Below are 21,454 nucleotides of genomic sequence, written 5' to 3'. Positions count from 1 at the left end.
TATATTAGAATGCCTTATGTTTTATCTTATATCAAAGATAAACACAAACAAGAACAACAACAATACCAAGAAGCTATTAAAAAGAATCCTAATCTTAAACTCCCTAATCTAGAATCTTATCCCGATTATCAAGAATCTTTAAAAGAAAAAGAATGTCTTACTTATAAACTAGGAGAAGCTTTTATTAAAGCAAACACTGCGGGGGGGGGCACAATTATTCAAATTACCCCTTGCTTACTTCAACTTTGTAAAAGAAGTGCGTAAGTTAAGAAGTAACTATAAAAATAACTTGAAAGGAAAAAAATGAAAATCAAAAATTTACTCTCTATTTTAGTCTTAGCATTTTTAATGATTGGCTGCGAAGAAAAGCTTGATTCAAATATTATTTCAAGTGGTGCAAAAAACACACAAGAACAACTTGATGCTTTGCAAAATGTTGATAAAAATTCTTATAAAGAAGTAGCTGATGTATTTTTTGAAACACAAAAAATCACAACTAAAGACAACAAGCCCTATTTTTTAGTTTTTGCTGCTAATGGTTGTATATATTGTGATAAGCTTAAAGAACTTATTCGCGATGATAGTAAGGTTAAAACTATCTTGCAAAATAGCTACTCACCTTATTATATCAACTTAAGTTATTCAAAATCTCATTCTGTAGATTTCCTAAAAGATGCCCAAGAAACCTCCGAACTAGCGCGCCTTTACAACATTAAGCCAACTCCAACACTTGTTTTTGTCTCTCCTCACGGAAAAACTCTCTTTGTTTATCCAGGCTATATGCCAAAAGAGCGATTTTTAGCGACATTAGAATTTATCAAATCTCAAAACTCTGACAACAAAGATGAGAAGGAGATTGCTAAAGAATTGCAAGAGTTATTTCAAACTCAAAATATCTAATGATTTACCAATGGTTATTTAAAAATAAAGTAAAATTACAATTTTACTCCACAGAAAGGCAAATATGAATCAAATAAAAACACTCCTTAATAGCGTTATTCATGGATTTTGTAATTTTTGGGTTACATTTATTTTGTTAATCAGCTATGGCACTGCTTGTGCAGTAGCAACTTTCATAGAAAATGACTATGGAACACCTTCTGCAAGAGCACTAATCTATGACACACAATGGTTTGATTTATTGCATTTACTTTTAGTTTTAAATCTAGTTGGATTACTCATTCTTTCAAAAGCTTGGCAACGAAAAAAATATGCGAGTTTCCTTTTTCACTCCTCTTTAGTAGTGATTTTTATCGGCGCTGCAATCACTCGCTATTATGGCTTTGAGGGCATTATGCATATTCGCGAAGGTGAGAAAAGCAATATTATACAATCCCGAGAGGAATTTTTAACTATCCTAGCTAAAATGGATGATAAATTCTACCGCGCTTTTTTCCCAACCACTATCAGCCCCTTAGTGCAACAAAAATTTGATTATAAACTGCCTTTTGGAAATGATAATTTGGAAATTAAATTCTTAGAATACATTCCTGCGCAGGATAAAATAAGCCCAGAAATTTTAAAGGTTGAAATGAGCTATCAAGACAACAAAGAAGTTATTGAAGTAGTCAAAAATGTTATGGATCACACTCCTATTCCCTTTGATTTAGGCGATGCTAAATTTGCATTAGAATGGGGAACACGCCCTATTACTTTGCCTTTTAGTATTGAATTAAAAGATTTTCAATTAGAACGATACGCAGGCTCTATGAGTCCTTCTTCTTATGCTTCAGAGATAGCCGTAATTGATGAAGCCAATAAAACTGAAACTCCTTATAGAATCTTTATGAATAATGTTTTAGATTATGGCAATTTTAGATTCTTTCAGTCTTCTTATGACCAAGATGAGCAAGGAACAATTCTATCAGTGAATCAAGACCCAGGTAAAATCCCCACTTACATCGGCTATGCAATGCTAACTTTAGGGCTTTTGTGGTCATTTTTTGCTAAAAATGGTCGCTTCTATAAACTTAGTCGCTATCTCAAAGCTCAAAATCTAGCCCTTATTGCTTCTTTAGCGCTTGGTGCTCTTAGTCTCCAAACACCACTTTATGCTAAAGATGCTAATGCCACACAAGAACAAGATTTACCCCCTATTACACAAGAGAGTATTTTGGATTTGATTTCTACTCTTAAGCAAAACTCCAATCAACATTCTAAAATCTTTGGAAAACTTCTTGTGCAAGATTTTGGTGGCAGGGTCAAACCCATAGACACACTTGCTATGGAATATATCCATAAAATAACTAAAAAAGATAATTTCTTGGGGCTTAGCAATATGCAGTTATTCCTAGGAATGATGATGTATCCCAATGAGTTTAAAAAAGTTAAAATGATTGCGATTAAAACTCCTAAGCTTAAAAAGCTTGTTGGAGTAGATGAGAATCAAAAATATATTGCCTTTGATGATGCATTCCACAAAGACCAATACAAACTTCTCAACCTGCTTGAAGAAGCCAATCGCAAAAAACCTGCTATGAGAGATCAGTTTGATAAAGATATTATTGAAGTTGATGAACGAATCAATGCTGCCTATCTCATCTACACTGCACAATCTTTAAGAATTATTCCTGATTTAAGCCAAGAAACTTCTACTTGGTATGCACCTACAGAAGCTATGGTGGGATTTAGTGAAACAGATAGAGAACAAATTCATAAACTCTTTAGAGCCTATTTTGCAAGCTTTCATCAAGGTTTAGTTGAAAATAATTGGGAAAATGCTAATTTAGCTATTGAGGCTTTAGATCACATGCAGCAAAAATTTGGTGCTGACTTGCTCCCAAGTCCTAGTAAAATTGACTTAGAAATTTTTCTAAATCACTATAATATCTTTGATAATCTCACGCTTTTATATATCTTGGCAGGAATCATTTTATTTATCATTGTTTTGGTGCAAATCTTTAGAAATAAAAACTCTGATATCTTAACAACAAAAATGCTCCATTTGTTTATTGCGCTTTTAGTTTTATGCCACACCATTGGACTTGCACTTCGCTGGTATGTGGGCGGACACGCACCTTGGAGTAATGCCTATGAATCAATGATTTATATCGCTTGGGCAGCAGGATTTGCTGGAGTATTTTTCTTTAAACGAAGTTATCTAGCCCTAGCTACTTCAAGCTTTTTAGCAGGAATCTCACTTTTTGTGGCACATTTAGGTTTTATGAATCCACAAATTGGTAACCTAGTCCCTGTCTTAAAATCCTATTGGCTTAATATCCATGTCTCTATCATCACAGCAAGCTATGGATTCCTAGGGCTTTGCTTTATGCTTGGCGCAATCACTTTGGGGCTTTTTATCTTTAGGAGCAAAAAATATCCCCAAATAGACAAAACTATTCTGACCTTACATACCATCAATGAAATGGCGATGATTCTGGGTCTTGCAATGCTAACGATTGGAAACTTCTTGGGTGGAGTTTGGGCAAATGAATCATGGGGAAGATATTGGGGTTGGGATCCCAAAGAAACTTGGGCATTAATTTCTATTGTTGTGTATATTATAGTTTTGCACACACGATTCTTGCCAAAGGGTGATAATCCCTACATTTTTGCCTCTTTATCTGTTGTGGCATTTTATTCAATTTTAATGACTTATTTTGGGGTTAATTTCTATCTTTCGGGATTGCATTCTTATGCTACTGGAGATCCAATTCCTGTCCCCGCATTTTTATACTATTTTGTTGCTGCAACTTTCCTTTTAATTTTACTCGCTGCTAGAAAAAGTGACTTAGATTCGCCAAAATTAAATTTCTAAACTTTCATATCCCAAAAAGCTTTTTATTTTTTGGGATAGATTAAGCCATATTTTCTATTTTTTCTGCTATAATCCTAGCCAATTTTTTAAAAGGGCAAACTATAATGTCTCAAATTATTGGGTTTAAAACAAGCGATACTATCTATGATACACAAACTGCTTCTGAATTAAAAATAGAAGGCGAACCAATTTATTTTGATAATTCCCCTGATTCACTTGCTATTATGCGTCACACTTGCGCACATTTAATGGCAGAAGCGATCAAATCTCTCTATCCAGAAGCCCAATTTTTTGTAGGTCCAGTTGTAGAAGAGGGATTTTACTATGATTTTAGAGTAAATCACAAAATTGGCGAAGAGGATTTGGCTAAAATTGAATCTAAAATGAAAGAAATTGCTAAAAAAGGTGAGCAAATCACCAAATACCACTTGCCACGCCAAGAAGCTATTGAAAAATTTAAGGGTGATGATTTAAAACAAGCTGTTATTAGCAGAATCCCCCAAGGTGATGGGACATTAAGCATTTATTCACAAGGTGACTTTGAAGATCTCTGCCGTGGTCCTCATTTGCCTACTTTAAAGCTCTTAAATGCCTTTAAACTCACTAAAATTGCTGGAGCTTATTTGGGCGGTGATGAAAAAGCAGAAATGCTTGTTAGAATCTATGGTATCGCTTTTGCTGATAAGGAAAGTCTTAATCAGTATTTACGACAAATGGAAGAAGCCAAAAAGCGCGACCATAGAAAAGTGGGCACCGAAATGGAGCTTTTTACTTTTGATGAAGAAATTGGTGCAGGATTACCTATTTGGCTACCCAAAGGTGCGCGTCTCCGCAGAAATCTTGAGAAACTTTTAACCAAAGCTTTGATTCAAAGAGGCTATGAGCCTGTAAGGGGACCAGAGATTCTAAAAAGTGCTGTATGGAAAACGAGTGGGCACTATAGTAATTATGGCGAAAATATGTATTTTACGACAATTGATGGAGTGGAATACGGAATCAAACCAATGAATTGTGTTGGACATATCAAAGTTTATCAAAGCACTTTACGCAGTTATAGGGATTTACCTTTGCGTTTTTATGAATATGGAGTTGTGCATCGACATGAAAAAAGTGGAGTTTTGCACGGACTTTTGCGTGTAAGAGAATTTACGCAAGATGACGCTCATATTTTCTGTCGCCCTAGCCAAATTGCAACAGAAGTAGAAAATATTATTGATTTTACTAAAAAAATTATGGATTCTTTTAATTTTAGCTATGAAATGGAGATTTCCACACGACCTGAAAAATCTATTGGTAGCGATGAAGTTTGGGAAGAAGCCACACAAGCTCTAAAAAATGCCTTAGAGACTTGCAATATTCCTTATAAAATTGATGAGGGTGGTGGTGCATTTTATGGACCTAAAATTGATATTAAAATCACCGATGCAATTGGCAGAAAATGGCAATGCGGAACTATCCAAATTGATATGAATTTACCAGAACGATTCAAACTAGAATACACTGATGAGAGTAATTCTTCAAAACAACCTGTGATGATTCATAGAGCTATTTTAGGAAGCTTTGAACGATTCATTGCTATTTTAACTGAACATTTTGGAGGTGAGTTTCCCTTTTTTATCGCACCTACGCAGATTATTATTATTCCCCTTGGAGAAGCTCAAGAATCTTATGCCAAAGAGTTGCGCAACCAACTCTTAAATATCAATGTATATGCAGAGATTGATAGCAAAAATGAAACTCTCAACAAGCGCATTAGGAATGCCGAGAAGCAAAAAGTGCCCATGATTGTCGTACTAGGAGAAAAGGAAGAAAAAGAAAGAATAATAGCTATCAGAGACAGAAGGGAGAAAAAACAATCCACAATGGGATTTGATGAATTTATTAAATTTTCAAAGGAGAAAATGCATGAGGTTAGCTTTTGAGTAAAAATGTTGATGTAGTCCTCAATGAGGAAATTGATTTTCCAGAGATTCGCTGTGTAGGCGATGATGGTGAGCAATATGGCTTAATTAGCTCTGATGAAGCATTAAAAATTGCAGAAAGCAAAGGTTTGGATTTGGTGTTAATCGCGCCTGATGCTAAGCCTCCTGTATGCAAGATTATGGATTATGGAAAATTCCGTTATCAGCAAGAAAAAAGACAAAAAGAAGCAAAAAAGAAACAAAAACAAATTGAAATCAAAGAAATCAAACTTTCTGTAAAAATTGCAATTAACGATATTAACTATAAAGTTAAACACGCCAAAGAATTTTTAAAAGAAAATAAACATGTTCGATTCCGTGTATTTTTGCGCGGAAGAGAAGTGAGTGAGCCTCAAGTTGGCTTTGAAGTGCTTAATAAAGTTGCAGCAATGCTAGAAGATGTTGCTAATATTGACAAAGACTATAAAATTGAAGGTCGGTATGTTAATATGTTAGTAACACCAAAAAAATAATTTATCTTATGAAAGGAGTAAAACAATGCCAAAGATGAAAACAAATCGTGGTGCCGCAAAAAGATTTAAACTCAAAAAAAATCTTATCAAGCGTGGTTCAGCTTTTAAAAGTCACATCTTAACTAAAAAGCGCCCAAGAAAAATTGCAAATCTTAATGCACCCAAATATGTTCATAGCGCCAATAGCGAATCAGTTAAAAAAATGCTTTGCATGGCGTAAAAATTTAAAGTTTCATACATTAGTATGTCATTCCCCTAAATTAGGGCAAGTTTGGTAGAAATACCACACCACATTATGGTAAAGGAATAAAAAATGGCAAGAGTAAAAACAGGTGTCGTTAGAAGAAGACGCCACAAAAAAGTTTTAAAATTAGCACGCGGATTTTATAGTGCAAGACATAAGCATTTCAGAAAAGCAAAAGAGCAATTAGAAAGAAGTTTATGTTATGCTTTCCGCGATAGAAAACAAAAGAAAAGAGACTTTAGAAAACTTTGGATTGTAAGGATTAATGCAGCTTGCAGAATCAATGCGATCAGTTATTCTAGATTTATGTTTGGTCTAAAAAAGGCAGGGATAACACTAGATCGTAAGATTCTAGCAGATATAGCTATGAACGAGCCACAAAGTTTTACAAAAATTGTAGAAAGCGCCAAAAAAGCGTTATAAGTAGGCAAGGATTCTTTTTGAATCCTTGTAATTTAAGATATAATACCAATATCTTAAATTACAAGGATTCCCATGTATAAAAAGGCTTTACTTTTACTTTTTGCCACTCTCTCTTTAAATGCAAATGAAATGCTTATTAAGCAAGATCTCTCTATTCACACAAAAATATCTCCCACAACTTATTCTTCTGTTATTCAAATCATTGGAAGTGAGAAACTCCATAAGGAGAAAAATCTCTCACTAGAAAATAAAAATAAAATCATCCAAACCTATAACTCCATTAACACTTTTTTAAAAAACAATTCGATTTGTAAAGGTGGAAGTTTTGATATTAGCCCTTTTTATGAATATCAAAACAATACAAGAGAGCAAAAAGGTTTTGAGAGTAGTTATAGCTTAAATTGTGAATTTAAAGATGAAAAGTCTCAAGATTTTAATAAAATCCTAGACTTTATTCAAAAACAAGTTGCTTCCAATGATTATTTGCTTTTGCCCATTCCAAGAATCACCAAAATCATTCAAAAAGGTGATTTAGAAAAAATAGACAGAAAACTTAACCAAGCCCTGCTTGATAAAGCCAACACAATTGCTCAAGATTATTCTAAAAATCTAGACAAACGATGCACAATTAAAGAAATTTCTTTAGGATTAATTTCGGAAATGGAGAATATGCCACTTCATAGCACTGCAATTCTTGCAAAATCAGATTCTAATAGCCTAGAAGATATTGTCATGCCAACAGGTAAAGAAGTAGAAAAAATAGCTAGGGGAAAAGTTATTTTTAGTTGCAAATAAATCAAAATCCACAAAAAGGATTTTGATTATTCCTCTTCTGCATATTTGATTTTATCCCAGCCACCACCAAAAGCCTTATAAATATTAATCACTGAAGAAAGATTTTCAAGATTCGCGCTTTGCTGAGTTAGCTCTGCTGCAAAAAGATTGCTTTGTGTTGTTAAAACCTCAAGGTAATTAGTATAACCTTCCCTATAACGCAACTCTGCTAACACTAATGTTCTCCTTAATGCTTCAACTTGTTCATTTAGGCTATTTAAACGCTCAAAACTCATACTATGATTATACAACGAATCTCTTACCTCACCAAAAGCTTGTCTAAGTGTCTGACCATAATTGAGTAGCATTTCTCTATATTGCGATTTTGTCAGCTCCACATTAGAGCTGGTTCTCCCAAAATCAATCACATTACTCACAAAATTTCCACCATAATTCCAAGTTGAAGTAGAATTGCTAAATAATTCGTTTAATTCTGGACTAGCATAGCCAATAAGCCCCGTTAAAGAAATAGTTGGAAAATACGCTGCCCTTGCTACACCAATAGAAAAATTAGCCGCTTTGAGATTCTGCTCTGCTGCTTCAATATCTGGTCTTTTCTCTAAAAGCGTCGAAGGTAATCCAACTGGCACTTTAGGGGCTTTAGGAAGCATTTGCGATTCCATAGGAAGTGCCACATTAAAAATTCCTTGTGGATCTCTACCAAGCAAAATCATCAAAGCTGTTTGCGCAGCATTTCTCTCCATTAGCAAACTTTGAAGTTGTGCCCTAACCGACGCCATTTCTGATCTTGCCTGCTGCATATCAATTTCTGAAATTTTTCCAGCTTCAAATTCTTTTTTGCGATATTGATAGCTCTCTTCTCGGCTTAAAAGCGTATTTTGAGAGATTTGCACTTGATTATTTAAAGTCAATACTCCAAAATAACTCTCTACCACATTAGCAATCAAACTCAATCGAATCGTATCGCGATTAGCCTTACTAGCTAACAAAGTCGCATAAGCGCTTCTATCAGCATCTCTAGCCCTACCCCACAAGTCTAACTCAAAGCTCAAAATACCGCTCAAGGAAAAATTATTATAATTGTCAAACTCTCCTTGTTTTGGATTTTTCTTATTTCTTGTTGCTTCACCTTGAGCAGATAAAGAAGGGTATCTATCACTTCTTGCATATCCCCATGAACTTCTTGCTTGAGAAACTCTTTCCATTGCAACGGCAAGATCATAATTATTCTTTAAGGCTTCTTCAACAATACCATTAAGATATTCATCGCCAAAGTCTTTCCACCAAGTTTGACTAATGGTTTCGTTAGAATATTCCACGCCAAAATCTTGTGGTAAATTTGCTTTTGGTTGTTCATATTTGGGAGACAAAGAACAACCACCAATCAAAAGTCCCAAACCAATCCAAACTAATATTGTCTTATTCATGCTTTTTCCTTAAACTACCAAGAAATTCTCCAAATCTCGCAAAATAAGTATAAAAAAGAGGAATAAAAAAAGTAGCAATGAAAGTCGCTGCCAACATTCCACCAAGAACCCCTGTTCCAATAGCATGACGACTAGCAGCTCCTGCACCACTACTTACAACAAGTGGCAAAACACCTATGGTGAAAGCCAAAGAAGTCATCACAATAGGACGGAATCGCAATCTTGCTGCCTCCACTGCAGAATCATAGATATTTTTGCCATGCTTCTCTCTTGCTTCCATTGCAAACTCAATGATCAAAATTGCATTTTTAGCTGATAGTGCAATAAGCATTACAAGTCCAATTTGAAAGTAAATGTCATTATTTAATCCTCTTAACCAAGTAGCCAAAATCGCACCAAAAACAGCAAAAGGCACAGCTGTTAAAACTGCTAATGGCATCAACCACCGCTCATATTGTGCTGCAAGAATCAAGAAAACAAAAATCAATCCAAAAATAAATGCAATTGCACCTGTACCACCTGCATTTTTCTCCTGATAAGAGCTACCTGAAAACGCTATAGAATACCCTTGGGGTAAAACTTGATTAGCAACTTCTTCAATTGCCTTTAGCGCATCCCCTGAGGAATAACCCTGCGCTGCATCTCCCATAAGCTTTGCTGCTGGGAAAAGATTAAAGCGCTCTAGCACATCAGCTCCAATAATCCTCTCAAAAGTAACTAACGAGCTAATGGGTATCAAATCACCATTATTAGATCGAACAAAAACATCACGCAAATTATCCGGTGATTCTCTAAAGGCACTTTCAGATTGCATACTTACCTTAAAAGTTCGACCATAAAGATTAAAATCATTCACATAATAAGAGCCAAAAGTCGCTTGAAGCGTAGAGAATACATCATCAATATTCACACCAAGTGATTTGGCTTTTTGCCTATCAAGCTTAACATTGTATTGTGGAATATCCACGCTCAAAGTCGTTCTTACTCCGGTTAATTCAGGGCGCTTTTGTGCTTCTTGCAAAACCATTTGCGTGTATTTTTGCAAATCTTGAATTGAGCCTCCCGTGCGGTTTTGAATATATATCTCAAAACCATCTGTCAAGCTAAGCCCCATAATTGGAGGTGGATTTAAAGCAAAAATAACCGCATTAGGATTCTGCATTAACTGCCCTGTTAAACTCTGTGCTAATACTTGAGATTTTTGACTTTCTTCTTTTCGCAAATCCCAATCTTTAAGCTTTACAAAAGCAGTTCCTCCAAAGGTTCTCACCGCACTTGAAAGCATATCATAACCCGCCAATGCCATAACCGCCTCTACATTAGGATTGTTTCGAATGGTGCTTTCCATAAAAGAAGCTGTATCTGACGTTTTGCTTAGAGCAGTTGCAGGTGGGAGTTTCATAGAGACAATAAGCATTCCCTTATCTTCAGCTGGAACAAGTCCAGTTGGCACTCTTGTAAATAAACCATAAGTTACCGCAAGCAATCCTACAAACAAAATCACATAAAATACTCCACGCCTAATAGCATGGGCAACCTTATCAGTGAATTGATGCGTAAGCCAAGTAAAGAAATCATTAAATTTCTTTACAATCCAAAATGGCTTAGGTTCAATCTTTTTTAAAATAGAAACACAAAGAGCAGGGGTAAGAGTTAAAGCTACAAATCCAGAAATAACCACAGAAATAACAATGGTAATAGCAAACTGCTTATAAATCTCTCCACTAAACCCCCCAATAAAAGCAATAGGAATAAAAACTGCTGATAAAACCAAAACAATTGCCACAACAGGACTTGCTATTTCCTCCATTGCTTTAATGGTGGCATCTTTTACTGAAAGATTCTCTTCAGAAATAAGCCTCTCAACATTTTCAATTACAATAATCGCATCATCTACCACAATCCCAATAGCCAAAATTAAGCCAAAAAGTGTCAAAAGGTTAATTGAAAATCCAAGCAAATACATTCCTGCAAAAGTCCCAATAATTGAGACTGGAATCGCAAGCACAGGGATAATAGTTGCCCTAAAATTTTGCAGAAAGAAGTAAATAACAATAATAACCAAAATTATGGCTTCAATAAAGGTTTTAATTACTTCCTTTACCGAAACATCAACAAAAGAAGTCGTGTCATAAGGAATTGCATATTGCAACCCTTCTGGAAAAGATTGAGAGAGTTCTTTTATTTTTTTTGCTACTCCCTCAGCAACACTCAAAGCATTTGCTCCAGGCTGCAAAAACAATCCAAAGGCAACAGCAGGACGCCCATTATAAAACGCATTCACACTATAATCTTCTGCTCCTAACTCTATTCTTGCTAGATCTTTAAGCAATAGCGAAGATCCATCAGGATTTGTGCGCACTAGAATATTTCCAAATTCTTCAGGAGTTGTGAATCTTCCTTGAGTTGTTACCGTGTAAGTAAAATCCAAATCTTTTCTAACAGGTTCTTGACCAAAAAATCCTGCGGCAAATTGTGAATTTTGCTCTTGCACAAGAGCAATAACTTCTGCTGGAGTTAGATTGTATTTAGTGAGTTTATCAGGGGAGAGCCAAATCCGCATAGAATATTCTTGACGACTAAAAAGTGTTGCATCACCCACTCCTGGAACCCTTTTTAATTCCTCTAAAATGTTAATCGCCGCATAATTGGCAATAAAAGTGGTATCATGAGCAGGAGAATCAGAAAAAAGTGAATAGACTGCCAAAATAGTAGAAGATCGTTTATCTACCGTTACTCCTTGTCTTTGCACTTCTTGAGGTAGAGAACTCATAACAGCTTGGACGCGATTATTAACATTAATAGTTGCTTGATCAGGATCTGTCTCATTTGTAAAATAAATATTAATGCTTAAACTACCACTTGAAGTAGAAGAAGACTGCATGTAAATCATTCCCTCTACCCCATTGATACTATTTTCTAAAATACTAGCCACACTAGAAGAAATCACTTCCGCACTCGCACCAGGATAAGTTGCTTGAACCACAACTTGCGGTGGTGTAACTTGCGGATACTCCTCAACTGCAAGCGAAGCAATAGATAATCCTCCCGCAATGACAATAATAATAGACATTACCATCGCTAAAACTGGGCGATTGATAAAAAATTTAGAAAACATTGATTTTCCCTTTTATTGTGCTTGGCTATTGATAATATTAACAGGTGCATTTGGGCGAAGTTTAATAAGCTGATCAGTAATAATTATATCGCCTTCTTGTAATCCTGATTGAATTAAAAAACTATTGCCCACACTCTGTCCCAAAACTACTCTTGTTTGAATCGCCTTGCCATCAACCACTTTATAAACATAACTTCCTTGAGAATCTTGAAGTAATGTATTTTGCGGAATCGCAATGGTATCTTTGGCAACTAATCCTTCTAATTTGATTCGTGAAAATTCTCCAGGTATCAAAAGAAAATCTTTATTTTCCACAACCGCTCTTGCCTTGATTGTCGCCGTGCTTGAATCCACTACACTATCAATAAAATCTATTTTCCCTTCCTTACTATAAGCATTTCCACTTGGTAGGATATAAGAAACTTTTAAATTATTACGACTAAGCGTTCTTAAAAAATAATAATCCTTGCTTGGAATTGAAAATTCTGCATTAATAGGATCAAGCTGAGTAATCGTAACAAGTGCGTTATTACTTGAGGCTGATCCAACAAGATTTCCCAAATCATAGTTTGTCAAACTTGTCTTTCCTGTTGCGGTTGCAACAACATCAGTATAGCCTAAATCAATCATCGCATTATCTAAGTTTGCCTTTGCATTAGCAACCCCTGCTTGTGCGCTCTCATAAGTCGATAAAGATTGATCACGCTCTTTTGGGCTGAGTGCTTTTTGCTCAAAAAGTTTTTTAGAACGCTCCCAATCTCTTGAAGCCTCTTTAAAAATTGCTTGAGCTGAAAGCAATTGTGCTTTAGCAACATTGACATTGGCTTGATATTTTGCAGGATCAATTTTAAAAAGCTTCTGCCCTTCTTTTACCACATTTCCCTCTACAAAATTCTGCTCCAAAAGTGTCCCCTCCACTCTAGCATAAATTTCTACTTTCTGGGGACTTGTAAGTTGCGTTGGGTATTCAAAAGAAATAGGAATGTCTTTTGAAGCAACTTTATAAATATTGACAGGAATAACCATAGTTTGTTGCTGTGCCTTAGAATCTTTTTCACCAAAGCAACCAGAAAACATTACCAAACTACAAAATGCTCCCAATAATATTTTGCTATAACCTTTCATTGTTAAACTTCCTTGCAATTTACTAAATTCACTCGAGAAGCATTAATATTGACTTTAAATACAAACTCATTGTTAAGCTTCTCATTGTGTAATTTAAATTACACACACTTTAAAAAGACTTCATTATAGTCTTTTTTGTTTTAAAAAAATCTAAAAGGCAGATTCTACTCTAGTCTTTATTATTTATGGCTTTTAGCTATTTCTATCTTTGTAATTCTCATAAGAATAAGATTTAAAAAGTTTAAATCGCCCTTCTTTATCAATCATACCAATACTTGGCAAAGGAACACCATTGAAAGTATTATTTTTTACAATAGTATAATGCACCATATCTTCAAAGATGATTCTATCGCCTAGCTTTAGCGGCTCTTTAAAACTATAATCCCCAATAATATCCCCTGCTAAGCAAGTTGGACCACCAAAGCGATAGGCATATTTTTGCTCTCCTTTAAGCTTTAAATGGCCATTTTTAGAAATAGCCTTAGCTAGATAGCTATTTCTTACCATAGGGCGATAGGGCATTTCAAGACAATCAGGCATATGCGCAGTAGCACTCACATCTAAAATAGCAATATCAACACCATTATGCACAATATCTATCACACTACCAATTAAGAATCCACATTGCCAACCCACCGCTTCTCCAGGTTCCAAATACACTTCCACTTCAAATCGTTTTTTAAACTTTTTAATAATCTTGACTAACAATTCTCTATCGTAATCTTTGCGTGTAATGTGGTGCCCTCCACCAAAATTTATCCACTGCATTTGTGGAATATATCGCCCAAAATATTGAATAAAATACTTCAAAGTTCTTCTTAACGCATCACTATTTTGTTCGCAATGTGTATGAAAATGCAATCCACTAATACCTTCTAAACCATATTTTTTTACTCCTTTTTTAAATTCTTTAGGTGTAATCCCAAGTCTAGATCCTTTAATGCAAGGATTATAGATTGCAGGAGTAACTTCGCTATATTGAGGATTAACTCGCAAACCAACTTGTATTTTATTTTCACGCCATTGATTTGCTTCATCAATCAGAGGCTTAAAAGTCTGCCATTGCAAAAAAGAGTTAAAAATAATATGATCAGAGATTTTAACTAATTCTTGCATCTCCTCATATTTATAAGCTGGGCTAAAGGTTGTAATCTCACCACCAAAAGTCTCATAACCAAGCCTAGCTTCATAAAGCCCACTTGCAGTGATTCCACTCAAGTATTTTTTGGCAATATCAAAACTTCTCCAAAGCGCATAACCTTTAAGAGCCAAAAGAACCTTTGCTCCACTTTCTTTTTGAATAGAATCTAAAATTTCCAGATTCTTAATAAACTTGTCCTCTTCTAGCACATAACAAGGGCTTGGAATTGCTTCAAAATTCTTAGGATAATTTTGGGTTTGCATTATTTCCTCCATCTAATCTATATGTTCTGTAAATTTTATCAAATCATGACTTGTGTAAATCTTTTTATCCAAACTTTCAAGTGACTTTTTAAATACTTCTAAAGCTACTTTAGAATCTTCTAATGCACGATGTAAGGGTGAATGTCTAATTTCTAAAAATTCATTTAAAAATTCTAGAGAATAGCGCGGGGAAGTGAATGTTTTTTTAGCAAGTTTAATCGTGCAAAGTCGTGGATTATAAAGATACCCAAAACCATAACGATAAAGTGCATTACTTAGAAATTGATAATCAAAACTAACATTATGCGCTACAAAAACACAATCCCCCAAAAATAATTTAAAAGTCTCTAAAACTTGATGAATCTTAGGTGCTTTTTCTAGCATAGGGGATGTGATTCCTGTTAGTTTTGTGATATATTCAGGGATTTCCTCGCAAAATACAAAAGAATGAAAAGTTCCACAAATTTTTCCTCCTTGATACACAATCGCCCCAATCTCAATGGGCTGATGCACAAAAGGATTATGCCCATTAGTTTCAATATCCACAATGCAAAATCTTTCTTCGCAAATAGGAGTTAAAGTCGTTTTAAGATAGACTTTATCATGCGCAAAAACCAAAGGTATCCCAGAACCTTTAATAATTTCTAACTCACTTTCTCTCTCACTAAAAAGCCCACCAACCTCATCAAGTAGGAGTAAAAATTCATTTTGACTTAAAGGGCGCCTTGTAAGCTTAGTGATGATTCTGTCATAACGATGAGGCATTAAACTCCAAAAATATTAAATTAAAATTAGAATTTTAGCTTTTTGTATCTTAAAGTAATTACAGATAAAATTCCATTTATCCACTTTACATCAAAATAACAAAGGCTTAAAATAATGAAAAATAAAATTGTTTTATTTGATTTAGATGGGACACTTATTGATTCTACTCAAGCCATTTACGAATCCTTTTGCACCGCTTTTAAAGCTTTTAACAAAGATACTCCCAATATAGAAAGCATCAAAAAACTCATTGGCTACACCTTAGAAGACATTTTCATTGCCCTTGGAATAGAAAAAAAAGAATGCTCACAATATATCACAGCTTACAAAGAGCATTACAGACAAATCTGCAATAAAAAAACGATTCTATTAGAAAATGCAAAAGAATCAATTCTAAAGGCTTATGAATTTGCTTATTTGGGAATTGTAACCACCAAAACAGGATTGTATTCCAAAGATTTACTTCAACACTTCAATGTGTTACAATATTTCCACTGCATCATTGGAAGAGAAAATGTAACCAAACCAAAACCCAATAAAGAACCTATTTTAAAGGCGCTAGAAGCTCTGCCAAAAGGGATTTCAAATTCTCATATTTATATGATTGGAGACACGCCTTTAGATATCCTAGCAGCCAAAGAAGCAAATATTCAATCTTTTGGGGTATTAAGTGGCTATGCTTCCTTAAGCGTGTTACAAAAATATACAGATAAGATTGCTCGTGATTCTTTGGAGGCAATTTCCATTATACAAAGTATTTAAGGATGTTTGGGAGTGAAATTTTTAAATTTTTCACTCAATTTCTCCACCCAAGATTCAATATCATTTTCCAAAAAGATAATCTTTCTTTTACTAAGCCAAAATTTTAAAAGTCATTTTAAGTGCGCTTCCCTTATAATTTAAGGTGTAATAAAATTTTAGGAGATAGCATGCTAGAGATTAGATGGCATAGTCGTGCAGGGCAAGGTGCGGTAACGGGCGCTAAAGGTTTAGCCGATGTAGTTGCAGGAACAGGAAAAGAAGTTCAAGCATTTGCCTTTTATGGATCTGCAAAAAGAGGTGCAGCAATGACTGCATACAACCGCATCGATGATCAACCTATCTTGAATCACGAAAAATTTATGAATCCCGATTATGTTTTAGTGATTGACCCAGGATTAGTTTATATCACTGATATTTGCGCCAATGAAAAAGCAAATACTAAATATATCATCACAACTCATTTAAGCAAAGAAGAATTTCTTAAAACCAAACCTGAGTTAAATGGAAAAGAAATCTATACGCTAGATTGCATTGGATTATCCCTAGAAGCATTTGGTAAATCTATTCCAAATGCGCCAATGCTTGGGGCATTTCTCAAAGTCTCTAAAACTTTAGAGTTAGAATTTTTCTTAGAATCATTTAAAAAAGTCTTAGGCAAAAAACTTCCTCAAAAAATTATTGATGCAAATATGGAAGTCATCAAAAAAGCCTACAACGAAGTGAAATAGGAGGAAACTATGGAATATAAAGGCTGGAATGAATTTGAAATTGGCTCTGTGTTATTCCCTTTTGAAACAAAAGGTGATGAAATCGTCCAAGAACACGCAGACAAAAGAGATTATCGCCCCGATAGCTCTTATAAGGCAAGTGTGGCTCATTGGAGAGTTGAAAAGCCCGTTTATAATAACGAACATTGTATCAACTGCTATTTTTGTTGGGTTTATTGCCCCGATTCTTCCATTTTAGTTCGTGATGAAAAAATGACAGGAGTGGATTATGTCCATTGCAAAGGCTGTGGCGTGTGCGTTGATGTCTGCCCCACCAATCCAAAATCGCTTTTAATGTTTAACGACTATGAAACTAACGAAGCGGCATTGGCAAAATGGCCTGCAAAAGAAGAAAAGAAAAAGGATTAATTATGGCAGCAGTTTATGAATTACAAACAATTGAAGTATGGGATGGGAATATGGCTGCAAGCCACGCAATGCGCCAAGCACAAATTGATGTAGTTTCTGCTTATCCTATCACTCCATCAACCCCTATTGTTCAAAATTATGCAAGTTTCCTTGCAAATGGTTATATTGATGGCGAATTTGTAATGGTCGAATCAGAACATGCTGCAATGAGTGGCTGTGTTGGTGCTGCAGCTGCAGGAGGCAGAGTAGCAACTGCAACAAGCTCTCAAGGTTTTGCGCTAATGGTTGAAGTGCTTTATCAAGCCGCTGGTATGCGATTGCCCATTGTCTTAAATGTTGTTAATCGAGCCCTAGCAAGCCCATTGAATGTTAATGGTGATCACTCTGATATGTATCTAGGGCGTGATGCAGGTTGGGTTAATCTTTGCACTTACAATCCACAAGAAGCTTATGACTTCAACCTTATGGCTTTTAAAATTGCTGAAGATTATGAAGTGAGGCTACCTGTAATGGTGCATCAAGATGGTTTTATCTGCTCTCACACTGCTCAAAGTGTGCGCCCACTTAAAGATGAGGAAGCTTATCGTTTTATTGGGGATTATAAACCAAAAAATGCGATGCTAGACTTTAGCAAACCCGCAACTTATGGGTCGCAAACAGAAGAAGATTGGCATTTTGAACACAAAGCTCAACTTCATAATGCCATTATGAATTCTATGCCTATTATCGAGAAAACTTTCAAGGAATTTGAAGCTTTAACAGGCAGGAAATACAATGTCGTAGAACAATACCAAACCGATGATGCAGAAGTTATCATTGTTGCTCTTGGAACCACCGTGGAATCAGCAAGAATCGCTGCACAAAAAGCAAGAGAACAAGGCATCAAAGCAGGTGTTGTTAGTATTCGTGTTTTACGACCATTCCCTTATGAACAACTCAGCAAGGCTCTTCAAAACTGCAAGGCTGTTGCATTTTTAGATAGAAGTTTGCCTGCTGGTGCTATGGGAATGCTTTTTAATGAAGGTGTAGCAGCACTTTATGCAATGGATAAAAAGCCAATTGTAAGCAATTATATTTACGGACTTGGGGGTAGAGATTTGACACAAAATCATTTAGAAGAGATTTTTAAAGAGCTTGATTGTGATGCTAAAGCAGGAAAATTGACCCACAAAACACAACAATTTATTGGACTTAGAGGTCCTAAATTGGGCTATAACTAAGGAGAATACTATGAGTGAGATTAAAAATTTAAAACAATTTTCAAAAGCAGCTGAAAGATTTGAAGGTGCTAATTTACTCTGTCCGGGCTGTGCACACGGAATCATTGTTCGAGAAGTTTTAAATGCTACTAACTATCCTTTATTAATTGCAACTTCAACAGGCTGTCTAGAGGTTAGCACAGCTGTTTATCCTTACACTTCTTGGGATGTTCCTTGGATTCACATTGGTTTTGAAAATAGCTCCACTGCCATTGCAGGTGCAGAGGCAATGTATAAAGCCCTAAAGCGAAAAAATCGTCTTTATAGCGATAAAGAACCAAAATTCGTAGCATTTGGGGGAGATGGTTCAACTTATGATATTGGTTTTCAATTCATTAGTGGCTGTTTTGAGAGAGGGCATGATTTTACTTATATCTGCCTAGATAATGAAGTGTATGCCAACACAGGAGGACAACGCAGTGGATCAACACCTCTTGGTGCCTCTACAACAACAACTCCAGCAGGGCGCGTTAGCTACGGAAAAAAAGACAAGAAAAAAGATCTACTTTCTATTATGGCAGCACACGGATCTCCTTATGTTGCGCAAGTCGCCCCTAATAAATGGAAAGATATGAGCAAAAAAATCAAAACTGCCATTGAGACAGAAGGACCAACTTTTATCAATGCTATGAGTGCCTGCACCACAGAATGGAGATTCCCTTCAAATCAAACCATTGAAATGAGCGATTTAGCCACCGATTCTTTAGTTTTTCCTCTCTATGAAATCATCAATGGACGCGAATTAAGAATCACTTATCGCCCTAAAAATATCGTTCCTGTGCGTGATTACCTTGGTGCTCAAGCAAGATTCAAGCATCTTTTTAAACCTGAAAATGAGCATATTATCGAGCAGTGGCAAAAAGATGTTAATGAACGCTGGGAATACCTTCAAAGAAGAGAAGAGGCAAAAATTTAGCCTCTCTTCCCCTTTCTTGTCTTTCCTCTCTTTATCTTATATTTACACATTTTATGGCACAATAAAATACTTAATTTTGGGAGCGAATAATTATGTGTGGAATCGTTGGATACATTGGCAATAATGAAAAAAAATCACTTTTACTAAATGGCTTAAAAGAATTAGAATATAGAGGCTATGATTCTGCTGGAATCTCTGTGCTTTCACAAGGAGTTTTACATACTTTTAAGGCTGTAGGCAAAATCATTAATTTAGAAAGAAAATGTGAAAATTTCACTTCAACAGGTTTTGGAGTGGGCATTGGACACACACGCTGGGCTACTCATGGCAAACCTACAGAAGCCAATGCGCACCCTCATTTTGGAAAATTTAGTAATGTTGTGCATAATGGAATCATTGAAAATTACCAAAGTATCAAAGAAATACTTCAAAAAGAAGGGCATCATTTTATTTCACAAACTGATACCGAAGTCATCGTGCATTTATTTGAATCCTACTTAGAAAAAAACGACGATCCACTAGAATCTTTTAAACAAACCATTGCTGACTTAAAAGGGGCCTATGCTATCTTATTGATTACAAAAAAGGCACCCGATAAAGTTTTTTACGCCAAAAATGGATCGCCACTTATCATAGGAAAGGGAGAAAAAGATGAAATCTTTTTTGCCTCCTCAGATGCTCCACTAATAGGACTTGCAAAAGAGGTGTGCTATCTTGAGGATAACACTTTAGGTGTAATGGATATTCACAACTTCTCAATGCTTCATAATATTAAAAAGCTAACTGGAGACAAACTTTCTGCTCAAAAAGATGGATTTACTTTCTTTATGGAAAAAGAAATCTATGAGCAACATAAAGTTTTATTAGAAACTATGATGGGGAGAGTTAGTGAAGATAGCTTTAGCCTTGAAGAACTTAATCAATTTGATTTCAATAATATTTCTTCCATCACACTTTGTGCTTGTGGGACAAGCTACCACGCTGCTATTGTGGGAAGCTATCTGCTAGAGCGAATAGCAAAAATCAAAACCAAAGTTGAAATTGCAAGTGAATTCAGATATAAAAATCCTATTTTATACAAAGATGAGCTATTTATTGTTATTTCACAAAGTGGTGAAACTGCAGATACACTTGAAGCCCTAAAACTAGCAAAAAACAACCATTTAAAAACCATAAGCATTTGCAATGTTGATAATAGCAGTATGGTAAGAGAGAGTGATGCTTGTTTGCTTACAAGAGCAGGAATCGAAAAAGGGGTAGCGAGCACCAAAGCTTTTGCTACACAAGTAATGGTTTTGTGGATTTTATCTTGTTATTTGGCGCAATCCAAAAATCTACTCTCTAAAGAAGAATGCAAACAACAAGCCCAAACAATGATTAACGCCACTCGTTTAACTGAAGTTAATAAAAAAATGCACGAACGCATCAAAAGACTTGCCAGGCGCTATTTACATGGGCATGGATTCTTTTTTATTGGGAGAGATATTTTTTATCCTCTTGCGCTTGAAGGGGCTCTCAAACTCAAAGAAATTAGCTACCTTCATGCAGAAGGTTATCCTAGTGGAGAGATGAAACATGGTCCTATTGCTTTAGCCGATAGTGGATTATTCTGTGTTGCATTAATGCCAAAAAACTTACTTTATGACAAAATCAAAAGCAATATTGAAGAATTAAGCGCTAGAGATGCGATGATTTGTGCATTAAGCGCAGAATATTATGAGGGTTGCGATGATTGGATTAAAATTTCCAAATCTCACCATTATATGGAAGAATTCTTTGAAATGATGGTCGCGCTTCAAATTTTTGCACTTGAAATTTCTGTGAGATTAGGAAATGATGTGGATATGCCAAGAAACTTGGCAAAAAGCGTAACAGTGGAATAAAGGAAA

The 21,454-nt window shown here is 35.4% G+C and carries 18 protein-coding genes and 1 pseudogene; 14 read left to right on the top strand and 5 right to left on the bottom strand.

Features of this window, described 5'->3' with window-relative positions; genetic code table 11:
* The 8 genes and pseudogenes from CCY98_RS07125 to CCY98_RS07090 all read left to right on the top strand — a co-directional run.
* Positions 1-264 (top strand): annotated as a pseudogene (locus CCY98_RS07125) (alpha-2,3-sialyltransferase); the annotation flags it as partial.
* Between the two features lie 39 nt (positions 265-303).
* Entirely contained in the window at positions 304-900 is a 597-nt protein-coding gene (locus CCY98_RS07120; RefSeq protein ID WP_112057869.1) for a thioredoxin family protein, read from the top strand.
* A 64-nt stretch (positions 901-964) separates the two neighbouring features.
* Positions 965-3,757 carry a cytochrome c biogenesis protein CcsA gene (gene ccsA / locus CCY98_RS07115; RefSeq protein WP_112057868.1) on the top strand — a complete coding sequence of 931 codons (2,793 nt, stop codon included), beginning with the start codon at positions 965-967 and terminating at the stop codon, positions 3,755-3,757.
* Between the two features lie 101 nt (positions 3,758-3,858).
* Positions 3,859-5,679, top strand: coding sequence for a threonine--tRNA ligase (thrS, locus tag CCY98_RS07110; RefSeq protein ID WP_258439766.1), 1,821 nt, complete (start codon positions 3,859-3,861; stop codon positions 5,677-5,679).
* Positions 5,676-6,191: a translation initiation factor IF-3 gene (infC, locus tag CCY98_RS07105; RefSeq protein WP_112057866.1), complete on the top strand. Its 516-nt coding sequence runs from the start codon at positions 5,676-5,678 to the stop codon at positions 6,189-6,191. The genes thrS and infC overlap by 4 nt, the downstream gene beginning before the upstream one ends.
* A gap of 25 nt (positions 6,192-6,216) precedes the next feature.
* Positions 6,217-6,411: a 50S ribosomal protein L35 gene (rpmI, locus tag CCY98_RS07100; protein ID WP_006655208.1), complete on the top strand. Its 195-nt coding sequence runs from the start codon at positions 6,217-6,219 to the stop codon at positions 6,409-6,411.
* Between the two features lie 93 nt (positions 6,412-6,504).
* Positions 6,505-6,858 carry a 50S ribosomal protein L20 gene (gene rplT / locus CCY98_RS07095; protein ID WP_006655207.1) on the top strand — a complete coding sequence of 118 codons (354 nt, stop codon included), beginning with the start codon at positions 6,505-6,507 and terminating at the stop codon, positions 6,856-6,858.
* Between the two features lie 72 nt (positions 6,859-6,930).
* On the top strand, positions 6,931-7,653 hold the full coding sequence (locus CCY98_RS07090) for an SIMPL domain-containing protein (RefSeq protein WP_112057865.1): 723 nt from the start codon (positions 6,931-6,933) through the stop codon (positions 7,651-7,653).
* A 26-nt stretch (positions 7,654-7,679) separates the two neighbouring features.
* Here CCY98_RS07090 and CCY98_RS07085 read toward each other — a convergent pair whose 3' ends face one another.
* The 5 genes from CCY98_RS07085 to CCY98_RS07065 form a co-directional block, all read right to left on the bottom strand.
* Positions 7,680-9,080, bottom strand: a complete 1,401-nt coding sequence (locus tag CCY98_RS07085; RefSeq protein ID WP_112057864.1) for an efflux transporter outer membrane subunit — start codon at positions 9,078-9,080, stop codon at positions 7,680-7,682.
* Entirely contained in the window at positions 9,073-12,198 is a 3,126-nt protein-coding gene (locus CCY98_RS07080; protein ID WP_112057863.1) for a multidrug efflux RND transporter permease subunit, read from the bottom strand. Before CCY98_RS07080 ends, CCY98_RS07085 begins: the two co-directional genes overlap by 8 nt.
* Before the next feature lie 12 nt (positions 12,199-12,210).
* Positions 12,211-13,323, bottom strand: coding sequence for an efflux RND transporter periplasmic adaptor subunit (locus CCY98_RS07075; protein ID WP_112057862.1), 1,113 nt, complete (start codon positions 13,321-13,323; stop codon positions 12,211-12,213).
* A gap of 192 nt (positions 13,324-13,515) precedes the next feature.
* On the bottom strand, positions 13,516-14,727 hold the full coding sequence (nspC, locus tag CCY98_RS07070; protein WP_112057861.1) for a carboxynorspermidine decarboxylase: 1,212 nt from the start codon (positions 14,725-14,727) through the stop codon (positions 13,516-13,518).
* Between the two features lie 12 nt (positions 14,728-14,739).
* The gene (locus tag CCY98_RS07065) at positions 14,740-15,492 is read right to left on the bottom strand and encodes a 3'-5' exonuclease (RefSeq protein ID WP_112057860.1); all 753 of its coding nucleotides are present in this window, start codon (positions 15,490-15,492) and stop codon (positions 14,740-14,742) included.
* 114 nt (positions 15,493-15,606) lie between these two features.
* Between CCY98_RS07065 and CCY98_RS07060 the strand changes: the two genes are divergently transcribed.
* The 6 genes from CCY98_RS07060 (at position 15,607) to glmS (ending at position 21,448) form a co-directional block, all read left to right on the top strand.
* Entirely contained in the window at positions 15,607-16,254 is a 648-nt protein-coding gene (locus CCY98_RS07060) for an HAD family hydrolase (protein WP_112057859.1), read from the top strand.
* A 167-nt stretch (positions 16,255-16,421) separates the two neighbouring features.
* The gene (locus tag CCY98_RS07055) at positions 16,422-16,982 is read left to right on the top strand and encodes a pyruvate flavodoxin oxidoreductase subunit gamma (protein ID WP_112057858.1); all 561 of its coding nucleotides are present in this window, start codon (positions 16,422-16,424) and stop codon (positions 16,980-16,982) included.
* Between the two features lie 9 nt (positions 16,983-16,991).
* A complete protein-coding gene (locus CCY98_RS07050; RefSeq protein ID WP_112057857.1) occupies positions 16,992-17,390 on the top strand; it encodes a 4Fe-4S dicluster-binding protein in 399 nt (132 codons plus the stop codon).
* A gap of 2 nt (positions 17,391-17,392) precedes the next feature.
* Entirely contained in the window at positions 17,393-18,610 is a 1,218-nt protein-coding gene (locus CCY98_RS07045; protein WP_112057856.1) for a 2-oxoacid:ferredoxin oxidoreductase subunit alpha, read from the top strand.
* Positions 18,611-18,620: 10 nt separating this feature from the next.
* Complete coding sequence (locus tag CCY98_RS07040; RefSeq protein ID WP_112057855.1) at positions 18,621-19,565, top strand: thiamine pyrophosphate-dependent enzyme; 945 nt, start codon at positions 18,621-18,623, stop codon at positions 19,563-19,565.
* A gap of 92 nt (positions 19,566-19,657) precedes the next feature.
* Complete coding sequence (gene glmS, locus CCY98_RS07035; protein ID WP_112057854.1) at positions 19,658-21,448, top strand: glutamine--fructose-6-phosphate transaminase (isomerizing); 1,791 nt, start codon at positions 19,658-19,660, stop codon at positions 21,446-21,448.
* Positions 21,449-21,454 lie beyond the last annotated feature (6 nt).

The organism is Helicobacter sp. 11-8110 (assembly GCF_003288905.1).
Taxonomy (GTDB): Bacteria; Campylobacterota; Campylobacteria; order Campylobacterales; family Helicobacteraceae; genus Helicobacter_D; species Helicobacter_D colisuis.
The sequence above is the reverse complement of the archived record's forward strand: the minus strand, read 5'-3'. Positions and strand labels throughout refer to the sequence as shown.

Bases quoted from the DNA above. Each gene is read 5' to 3' on its own strand.
- CCY98_RS07065 (WP_112057860.1), bottom strand. From the start codon at position 15,492: ATGCCTCATCGTTATGACAGAATCATCACTAAGCTTACAAGGCGCCCT.
- ccsA (WP_112057868.1), top strand. From the start codon at position 965: ATGAATCAAATAAAAACACTCCTTAATAGCGTTATTCATGGATTTTGT.
- CCY98_RS07090 (WP_112057865.1), top strand. From the start codon at position 6,931: ATGTATAAAAAGGCTTTACTTTTACTTTTTGCCACTCTCTCTTTAAAT.
- nspC (WP_112057861.1), bottom strand. From the start codon at position 14,727: ATGCAAACCCAAAATTATCCTAAGAATTTTGAAGCAATTCCAAGCCCT.
- glmS (WP_112057854.1), top strand. From the start codon at position 19,658: ATGTGTGGAATCGTTGGATACATTGGCAATAATGAAAAAAAATCACTT.
- rpmI (WP_006655208.1), top strand. From the start codon at position 6,217: ATGCCAAAGATGAAAACAAATCGTGGTGCCGCAAAAAGATTTAAACTC.
- CCY98_RS07040 (WP_112057855.1), top strand. From the start codon at position 18,621: ATGAGTGAGATTAAAAATTTAAAACAATTTTCAAAAGCAGCTGAAAGA.
- rplT (WP_006655207.1), top strand. From the start codon at position 6,505: ATGGCAAGAGTAAAAACAGGTGTCGTTAGAAGAAGACGCCACAAAAAA.
- CCY98_RS07075 (WP_112057862.1), bottom strand. From the start codon at position 13,323: ATGAAAGGTTATAGCAAAATATTATTGGGAGCATTTTGTAGTTTGGTA.
- CCY98_RS07050 (WP_112057857.1), top strand. From the start codon at position 16,992: ATGGAATATAAAGGCTGGAATGAATTTGAAATTGGCTCTGTGTTATTC.
- CCY98_RS07085 (WP_112057864.1), bottom strand. From the start codon at position 9,080: ATGAATAAGACAATATTAGTTTGGATTGGTTTGGGACTTTTGATTGGT.
- CCY98_RS07060 (WP_112057859.1), top strand. From the start codon at position 15,607: ATGAAAAATAAAATTGTTTTATTTGATTTAGATGGGACACTTATTGAT.
- CCY98_RS07120 (WP_112057869.1), top strand. From the start codon at position 304: ATGAAAATCAAAAATTTACTCTCTATTTTAGTCTTAGCATTTTTAATG.
- CCY98_RS07055 (WP_112057858.1), top strand. From the start codon at position 16,422: ATGCTAGAGATTAGATGGCATAGTCGTGCAGGGCAAGGTGCGGTAACG.
- CCY98_RS07080 (WP_112057863.1), bottom strand. From the start codon at position 12,198: ATGTTTTCTAAATTTTTTATCAATCGCCCAGTTTTAGCGATGGTAATG.
- CCY98_RS07045 (WP_112057856.1), top strand. From the start codon at position 17,393: ATGGCAGCAGTTTATGAATTACAAACAATTGAAGTATGGGATGGGAAT.